This is a genomic window from Chthoniobacter sp., from assembly GCF_040003245.1.
Taxonomy (GTDB): Bacteria; Verrucomicrobiota; Verrucomicrobiia; order Chthoniobacterales; family Chthoniobacteraceae; genus Chthoniobacter.
Window position 1 is genome coordinate 1 of the sequence record NZ_JBDUCX010000306.1, and the last position, 7,285, is coordinate 7,285.

At 58.6% G+C, this 7,285-nt stretch carries 10 protein-coding genes and 1 pseudogene; 7 read left to right on the forward strand and 4 right to left on the reverse strand.

The genetic code is table 11. The annotated features are described in order from the left end of the window. Positions 1-90: 90 nt before the first annotated feature. A complete protein-coding gene (locus ABJF10_RS27750) occupies positions 91-579 on the forward strand; it encodes a fasciclin domain-containing protein (RefSeq protein ID WP_348547871.1) in 489 nt (162 codons plus the stop codon). A gap of 162 nt (positions 580-741) precedes the next feature. Next, positions 742-1,767 carry an ADP-ribosylglycohydrolase family protein gene (locus tag ABJF10_RS27755; RefSeq protein WP_348547872.1) on the forward strand — a complete coding sequence of 342 codons (1,026 nt, stop codon included), beginning with the start codon at positions 742-744 and terminating at the stop codon, positions 1,765-1,767. Between the two features lie 261 nt (positions 1,768-2,028). On the opposite strand, the gene ABJF10_RS27760 is transcribed toward ABJF10_RS27755, so the two are convergent. The 3 genes and pseudogenes from ABJF10_RS27760 to ABJF10_RS27770 all read right to left on the reverse strand — a co-directional run. Next, complete coding sequence (locus tag ABJF10_RS27760; protein ID WP_348547873.1) at positions 2,029-2,235, reverse strand: hypothetical protein; 207 nt, start codon at positions 2,233-2,235, stop codon at positions 2,029-2,031. Positions 2,236-2,458: 223 nt separating this feature from the next. Next, the gene (locus ABJF10_RS27765) at positions 2,459-2,782 is read right to left on the reverse strand and encodes a hypothetical protein (RefSeq protein WP_348547874.1); all 324 of its coding nucleotides are present in this window, start codon (positions 2,780-2,782) and stop codon (positions 2,459-2,461) included. Positions 2,783-2,814: 32 nt separating this feature from the next. Further along, positions 2,815-2,922: pseudogene (locus ABJF10_RS27770) on the reverse strand (IS1 family transposase); the annotation flags it as partial. A gap of 382 nt (positions 2,923-3,304) precedes the next feature. On the opposite strand from ABJF10_RS27770, the gene ABJF10_RS27775 reads away from it, so the two are divergent. The 4 genes from ABJF10_RS27775 (at position 3,305) to ABJF10_RS27790 (ending at position 4,809) form a co-directional block, all read left to right on the forward strand. Beyond that, on the forward strand, positions 3,305-3,526 hold the full coding sequence (locus tag ABJF10_RS27775) for an HU family DNA-binding protein (RefSeq protein ID WP_348547875.1): 222 nt from the start codon (positions 3,305-3,307) through the stop codon (positions 3,524-3,526). 238 nt (positions 3,527-3,764) lie between these two features. Further along, positions 3,765-4,010 (forward strand): PUR family DNA/RNA-binding protein, encoded by a 246-nt coding sequence (locus ABJF10_RS27780; protein WP_348547876.1) that lies wholly within the window; start codon positions 3,765-3,767, stop codon positions 4,008-4,010. Between the two features lie 84 nt (positions 4,011-4,094). Then, complete coding sequence (locus ABJF10_RS27785; protein WP_348547877.1) at positions 4,095-4,391, forward strand: SWIB/MDM2 domain-containing protein; 297 nt, start codon at positions 4,095-4,097, stop codon at positions 4,389-4,391. 58 nt (positions 4,392-4,449) lie between these two features. Further along, a complete protein-coding gene (locus ABJF10_RS27790; RefSeq protein WP_348547878.1) occupies positions 4,450-4,809 on the forward strand; it encodes a hypothetical protein in 360 nt (119 codons plus the stop codon). A gap of 310 nt (positions 4,810-5,119) precedes the next feature. Here the strand turns inward: ABJF10_RS27790 and ABJF10_RS27795 are convergent, their stop codons facing one another. Beyond that, positions 5,120-5,905, reverse strand: coding sequence for an AraC family transcriptional regulator (locus ABJF10_RS27795; RefSeq protein WP_348547879.1), 786 nt, complete (start codon positions 5,903-5,905; stop codon positions 5,120-5,122). A gap of 88 nt (positions 5,906-5,993) precedes the next feature. On the opposite strand from ABJF10_RS27795, the gene ABJF10_RS27800 reads away from it, so the two are divergent. Beyond that, complete coding sequence (locus ABJF10_RS27800) at positions 5,994-7,097, forward strand: cis-3-hydroxy-L-proline dehydratase (protein ID WP_348547880.1); 1,104 nt, start codon at positions 5,994-5,996, stop codon at positions 7,095-7,097. Positions 7,098-7,285: the final 188 nt, after the last annotated feature.

Below are 7,285 nucleotides of genomic sequence, written 5' to 3' on the forward strand. Positions count from 1 at the left end.
AAATATACCGCGCCTCTGCCGGAGCGCCGCCCTCGTATCAAATGAGCCGTTCACAACGGTGCAAACAAACCGAATCCAACTAATAAACCTATGAAACGAATCCTCGCACTCACCATCGCGGTGCTGTCCCTCAGCCCGCTCGCGGTTAACAACGTCGCGGCAAAGCCTGCGGATGAAACCGTCGTCGCCATTGCCGCAGGCAACGCCGACTTCTCGACCCTCGTCGCCGCAGTGAAGGCCGCGGGCCTGGTGGACACGCTGAACGGCGCCGGCCCGTTTACGATCTTCGCCCCGACCAACGCGGCTTTTCAAAAACTGCCAAAGGGCACCGTCGAAGAGCTGCTCAAGCCCGAGAACAAGGCGAAGCTCACCGCCATCCTTACCTATCACGTCGTCCCCGGCAAATTGCTGGCTGCGGCTGTGAAGACCGGCATGGTGAAGACCGTGCAGGGTGGAGAACTCGACGTGAAAGTGGCCGGCGGTGGCGTGACCGTAAACGGCGCGAAAGTCTTGAAGACCGACATCATCGGCACGAATGGCGTGATCCACGTCATCGATAGCGTCCTAATGCCCAAGTAATCCCGCAGTTTCAGACCGATTGAAAATACAGCAACCCCGGGGCGAAAGCTCCGGGTATTGCTTTTCCATGAACCGGTGCAAAGCGAAATGTGTCCCCACGGGTGCGCGCGCTGCTTTCCACCAATCAGTCCCTAAATAACCATTGCCGGCAACATCACCTCTATGAACAAAGACACACTGTCCGGGCTCGCATGGGGTTCTTTCATCGGCGACGCTCTCTCCATGCCCGTGCATTGGTATTACGACCGCGCCGCACTGCGCCGCGACTATGGTGTTGTTCGCGAATACGTTGCGCCGAAAAGCCGGCATCCGGGCAGCATCCTTTGGCGCTCAGAATACACCCCACTGAACGAGCGTGGCGACATCCTGCACGATCAGGCGCAATACTGGGGACAGCGCGAAATTCACTACCACCAGTTCCTCCAATCCGGCGAAAATACACTCAACCTCCAACTTGCGAAAGTGCTCATCGAATCGCTGATCGCGCGCGGTGACTACGACGCGGATGATTATCTCGAACGCTACATCCACTTCATGCTGACGCCGGGTCAACACCGCGATACCTACATGGAGGAGTATCACCGGAAATTCTTTACCGCTTACGCACGTGGCGCGGCGCCGAGAAGATGCGGCGGCAACGACATTCACATCGGTGGACTTGCCCATGTGGGCATCCTCTCCGCGTTTTTCGCTTCGGATCTGAGCTCCGCCCGTGAGGCGGTCCGCGAACACATCAATCTCACCCATCGGAGCGAGGAGGTGAGCATCGCAGGAGATGCCCTTACCCGCGTCCTCTGCAAAGTAGCGGCGGGTGCCGACCTGCGCGAAGCCATCTTCGAGCACGGCACCGACTGGTTCTCGCAGCGCAAAGCCGAACAATGGTCGCGCGAGCCTGATGAAGTCGTGATAGGCCAGCGCGTCAGCCCGGCCTGCTACATCGCCGATGCTTTTCCAGCATCGCTCTACCTCGCCTGGAAATACGCCGATGATTTCGCGGCAGGGGTGATCGCAAACACCAATGTCGGCGGAGATAACTGCCACCGTGGAGCAGTCGTTGGCGCGCTGCTCGGTGCGGCGTGCGGACTCGCGGGGATACCTTCGAGATTTGTCGATCACCTCCACTATTCAGCCCTGCTGCGGCAGCACCTGGACACGTTGGTTCACGCCGGCTCCAGCGCAGCGAATTGACGATCAGAATCAGCACCCGATTTTTACCGCGCGATCCGTCACCACCATGATTCACCTCCTGGAATCCTCACAAATCATCCCGACCACCATCGAGCGCGCGTAGGATTTCTTCTCCCCCCAATGATGCGGCCGACCGTTTGGGTATCGGCAAGTTGGTGTCTTTCCATATAGGTTTGCCGTTCGCGAATGCTCCAGTACAGGCGAGCGCAAATCCCCCCGTGCCGCCGTTAAAGCTGGCTACAGGCACCTCACCCCAACTCATCAGCCCAGGATAGAATCCAAACCTGTGGTGATGCGCACTTTCTTGTCGGCGTAATATTGCGAGGTGAGGTGGATATCGGAGTGGCGAAGGGCGCGGGACGCGGCGAAAATCCCCATGCTGTTGGCGATCACCGATCCGCATTCCTTGCGTAGCTCGTGCAGCTTTTTCCGGGCGGCTATTCCTCTCCCGGCAAGCCATTTGTACAACGGCTCAAAGTCCCGTTCTGCGCGGTAAATTGCGTGCCATTTTGGGTTTCCGATTGGCGCCCTTAAAATTTCTGGGATCGTCGCAAACGTGCTCTGCGGGAGTCGCCCTCAAACCCGGCCGCCCGCCCTCGCACACCCCTTCCAGGCGCGCACGTGGGCGACCTGGCGTTCATTGTCAAATCGGGCGCCCGAAGGGTAGTGGTACAGTTTCGTGCGCGCCCCGCTAATTTTTCGGAATCTGCTTCTGTTCGACCAGTTCGATCTGCTGTGGCGTTGGACAGTGAATCTTACCCAGAACAACCAGAAAAAAAACTGCCTGAGCAAGCCGATCCGGGATGTTCTCAACTGCATTTGATAATTCCGGAAGGCTCTGATCGATATATTCTCCAAGCGCGTCCATCACCTTGAGGTGAAGATCGCCGACGACTTCGGCATTGTCTCCATAATGCTCGTAAAAGTATGCTCGTATCAAAGCCAACATCTCCTGATGGCTGTATTCTGTCACCAGCGTGGGCCAATTTTTCCATAGCGCGTGGAAATCACGCATGAACTGTTCGACCGAATACTTACCGACCATCTTTAGCCGAGCAGAGCAATGATCTCGTCGATTGTCCAGACGTGATCGGCAATGCCCGCTTCCATCGCCGGGGTGACGCGAAGTGTTTTGTGGATGCGGCAAAAGTTGTACTGCATGGTCTGCTCCTCGAGAATCAGGCGGGGTTGCGTCGCAAGAATCCACGATGGAAACTTGTCGAGCAGGTCATTCGCGAGTTGGACACCGGCCACGGCAACAGCCACTGCTGCCTCAGCCTTCCCGGCAACACCTACATTCAGACGCTGCGGCAATGGCATCCTTCTCAGAAGATCAAGCACCTTGCCGAAAACCGGCCTTCCCGGTGCGGAATCGCGCTCCAGGCGGCATAAAATGATTCTTTTCTGGAAAGTCCATCCTTGATGGTTTCATTCGGAAAAGCTTTATTCTGAGGCCATTATGGGAACATTAACGAAAAGGGAACTCGTCGTTAAAATTAGCAACGATACAGGCTTGGTGCAGTAACAGGTCTTCGATGTGATCCAGAAAACACTGGATCACATTACAGATGCACTTGCTCACGGAGACGCAGTGGAATTTCGGAACTTCGGCATCCTTGAGGTGAAACTCACCAAACCGCGGGTGGGCCGCAACCCGAAACAACCGGGCAGCAGCTTTGTAATTCCTGCCAGGGCGACAGTTAAATTCAAGTCCGGCAAGATCATGCGCCAGAAGGTTGCAAACTGTCCGCGACCATGAAACGCGAGCTATCGGCAAATCCGGCGACGAAGTAACCGACGCATCGCACCGGGGGTGAAATAAACCCCGATTTCAAGCCTCCGGGAAGGCCGGTTTTCGGCATGGCGCAACGCCTCCAACTCTCCCGGAAGGCCGGTTGACGCGGATGCGCCGGTAGTGGGTGCGCTCGGCTGAGCGTAAGAAAAAATATCATTGCGTGCGGCATCTGAGATACCGCCTTGTTCGTAGGAAATTGGTGATGTCTGACTTTGATTCACAGTTCGATTCACAGCGTCCGCCTCCATCCCCGCCGATTGCGTCAGAAAAGATCGCCATCGATCGGAAGGTATTCTTCCTGGATCTGAAAGAGAACCAGCGTGGACGGTTCCTCAAGATTACCGAGGACGTCGGTGGTCGGCGTGACACGATCATGCTGCCGGCGGAAGCCTTTAAGGATTTTCTCGAGGCGCTGCAGCGGCTGGTGGAGTTTGAGGCAAAGCTTTAGGCAGGTGATGAGCAGGCAGTATTGGTAAGCCGTAGCGCGTCACTTGAGGCTTGCATCCGGGCCTGGGCAATTTTCTTATGCGCCATGTCTTCCCCCCAAAAGCCCGCTGCCAAGAAGCCAGCCAAACGCAAAGTCAACCCCGCGCTGATGAAGCCGGTGCAACCGGATGCGGCGCTTTCCGCGATCGTCGGTTCCAAGCCGCTGCCCCGCGGTGCGCTGACCAAAAATCTCTGGGACTACATCAAGAAGAACGGTCTTCAGGACGCCAAGAAGCGAACCCAGATCAACGCCGACGCCGCGCTCAAAGTGATTTTCAACGGCAAGAAGAGCGTGAGCATGTTCGAGATGACCAAACTCGTCTCGGGACATGTGAAGGCGTAGCAACGAGTCGCTCCTTCAATTCAGGAGCGGGGGCTGGCTTTGACAGCGCGCGGCAGGAGTGCCCATCCTCCGCGCCCGTCTCCGCGACAAAACCCGCGCCTCCCATCTTGAACGCAAATTCCTGCTGCTCTGGCAATCGCTCGGCGGCCCGGCACTGGAACGCGAGTATCGGTTTCACCCGGAGCGGAGGTGGCGTGCGGATTTTGCGCACATCGAGAGCCGGACGCTCATCGAGGTCGAAGGTGGCATCTACATCCAGGGGCGCCACAACCGTCCGCAGGGCTTCGCCGCAGACGCCGAGAAGTATCTGGAAGCGGCCTTGGAAGGCTGGCGCGTGCTGCGCCTCACTGAGTTTCAGATCACCGCGCCCATGATCGAGCGCATCATCGCCTTCGTTCGGACCGCAGGTGTAAAGTAGGTGTAAAGCAACGGCCCAACTTTACACCTTTTGGAGCCCGGATTTTGGCTCATTTCCGCGAGGCTGATTGCGGTATAAGCAGCTCTGCCAAAGCATTTTGTAATCGTGTTTGAAACGCGTATCAGGCCGCAAGGGGCACAAGAAAAAGTGGAAATTGAAAAAACAGTTCCTCATGGGATTTGGGTAAAGGTCGCTTCACCCAAGTGCCAATCACATCGACATAAAAGATTGCTTTGGGTACACTTGCGTCGGTATCGAACACGTTCAGCAACGCCTCAAACACGCGGCGTGTGGGGGTTCTTCGGCGACGCTATCGGCATGCATCTCTGCCGTTTAATCTGCCATCCATGCTGCTGCGAAACTGCGTGGGCGTCGCGCTGGTCATCGCGCGGAACGCCCGGGTGAAGGCGCTGTGATCGGAGAATCCGCATGCGAGTGCGATTTCGGCGACGGTGCGGTCCGTTTCGCGGAGGAGTCGTGATGCGGCGGCGATGCGGGTTTTTGCGATGATCTGGCTCGGCGTGATGCCGAAGATGCGCTTGATGATGCGGGCGAATCGCGCACTGGGCAGCTTCGCGATGCACGCCAGTGCAGAGGGCGTGAGCGGGTCGGCAAAGGCGGTCTCCAGGCGTTGCAGCGCGGCGGCGATTTCCGCGGGGATTTCCTTCGTCGGCATCGGGGTGCGCACGTCTTGCGAAATGCCGATGATGCCAGTCACGGCGCCGGTGGCGTCGCGCATGGGCAGCTTGGTGGTGAGGCACCACACCGGTTTGTGCGGCGCATACCAGTGGAGTTCGAGCCGCTCGATGATGGGGCGGGCTGTGCGCAACACCGCAGCGTCCTGCTCGGCGGGGATGCGCCCAAAATCGCCGGGGCACACATCGCTCGGTCTCCGGCCTATCATTTGTGCTTTGCTGCGCAGGCCGTGGCGTTCGACGAGCGAATCGTTCACCACGAGGTAGCGGCCTGCGGCGTCCTTGATGAAGAAGGCAATGTCGGGCGTGTGATCGAAGAGCAGTTCCAGCAACCGAACGTCCACGCCGGCGTCCGTGACGGACGCGGCGGCGCGAAGTGCGGCAATTGTGCTGAGTTTCATGCTGGCACGCGGTTTTGAATCAAGACGGGGCGATGCGTGGAAGGTAAAGTCTGCCTCCGATGAGGCAACCTGTCTCCGTCTCTTTCCTATGAAAATCACCCGCATCCTCGCCTATCGCGTCGAACTGCCGCTGCGCGAAACGACCTACCAGTGGAGCGGCGGCAAATCCGTGACCGTGTTCGACAGCACCATCGTGCGGGTGGAAACGGACACCGGCATCACCGGTCATGGCGAAGTGTGTCCCCTCGGCCCCTTTTACCTCCCGGCCTATGCGGAAGGCGTGCGCGCGGGGTTGCGCGAACTGGGGCCGCATCTCATCGGCGAAGACCCGCGCGAACTGATGAAGTTGAATCGCAAGATGGACGCGGCGCTGAAGGGGCATCCGTATGTGAAGAGCGGCGTGGACATCGCGTGCTGGGACATCCTCGGGCAGTCATGCGGGATGCCCGTGTGTGAATTGCTCGGCGGACGCTACGGCGCGGACGTGCATCTCTATCGTGCGATTTCGCAGGAATCGCCGGAGGAGATGGCGGCGAAGGTCGCGGGCTATCGCGCGGAGGGCTACCGGCGTTTTCAGCTCAAGGTAGGCGGTGATCCCGATACGGACATCGCACGCATTTTCGCCGTCGCTGCGAAACTCCAGCCCGGCGATCGCCTCATCGCCGACGCCAACACGGGCTGGGTGCAGCACGAAGCCGTGCGCGTGGCGAAGTCCGTCCGCGACGTGGACGTTTACATCGAGCAGCCGTGCCTGACATATGAGGAGTGTCTCGCGGTGAGGCGGCAGATTCCGCATCCGTTCGTGCTCGATGAAAACATCGACGACCTCGGCGTTCTGCTTCGGGCGAAGACCGATCTCGCGATGGACGTGGTGAATTTGAAAATCAGTAAGCTGGGTGGCCTCACCAAGATCAAACAGGCGCGCGATCTTTGTGTGAGCATGGGCATCGCGATGACGCTGGAGGACTCATGGGGCGGCGACATCGCCACCGCCGCCATCGCCCATCTCGCGCAGAGCACGCCGACGGAGTTTCTTTTCACGACGACGGACTTCAATAGCTACGTCACCGTGAGCACCGCCGACGGCGCGCCGCAGCGTGTGAACGGTCGTATGGCCGCCTCGAAGCAGCCCGGCCTCGGCATTGAGCCGAAGTTGGACGTGCTCGCAAAACCCGTCTTCGTTGTTGGCTGAAAACCGCGACCTCACAGACTTGCGGCCCCCAATAACCCTACCTCTTCATCACCCATGCGCCACGGACCCATTCCTGCCACTCTCTTCGTCAAGAACCGTGAGGCACTCGGACAGAAGATGCTTCCCGCATCGATCGCGATTCTGAACGCGAACGACATTCCGCCGACGAATGCGGACGGCAGCACCAT

Bases quoted from the DNA above. Each gene is read 5' to 3' on its own strand.
- ABJF10_RS27750 (WP_348547871.1), top strand. From the start codon at position 91: ATGAAACGAATCCTCGCACTCACCATCGCGGTGCTGTCCCTCAGCCCG.
- ABJF10_RS27755 (WP_348547872.1), top strand. From the start codon at position 742: ATGAACAAAGACACACTGTCCGGGCTCGCATGGGGTTCTTTCATCGGC.
- ABJF10_RS27765 (WP_348547874.1), bottom strand. From the start codon at position 2,782: ATGCGTGATTTCCACGCGCTATGGAAAAATTGGCCCACGCTGGTGACA.
- ABJF10_RS27780 (WP_348547876.1), top strand. From the start codon at position 3,765: ATGTCTGACTTTGATTCACAGTTCGATTCACAGCGTCCGCCTCCATCC.
- ABJF10_RS27785 (WP_348547877.1), top strand. From the start codon at position 4,095: ATGTCTTCCCCCCAAAAGCCCGCTGCCAAGAAGCCAGCCAAACGCAAA.
- ABJF10_RS27795 (WP_348547879.1), bottom strand. From the start codon at position 5,905: ATGAAACTCAGCACAATTGCCGCACTTCGCGCCGCCGCGTCCGTCACG.
- ABJF10_RS27800 (WP_348547880.1), top strand. From the start codon at position 5,994: ATGAAAATCACCCGCATCCTCGCCTATCGCGTCGAACTGCCGCTGCGC.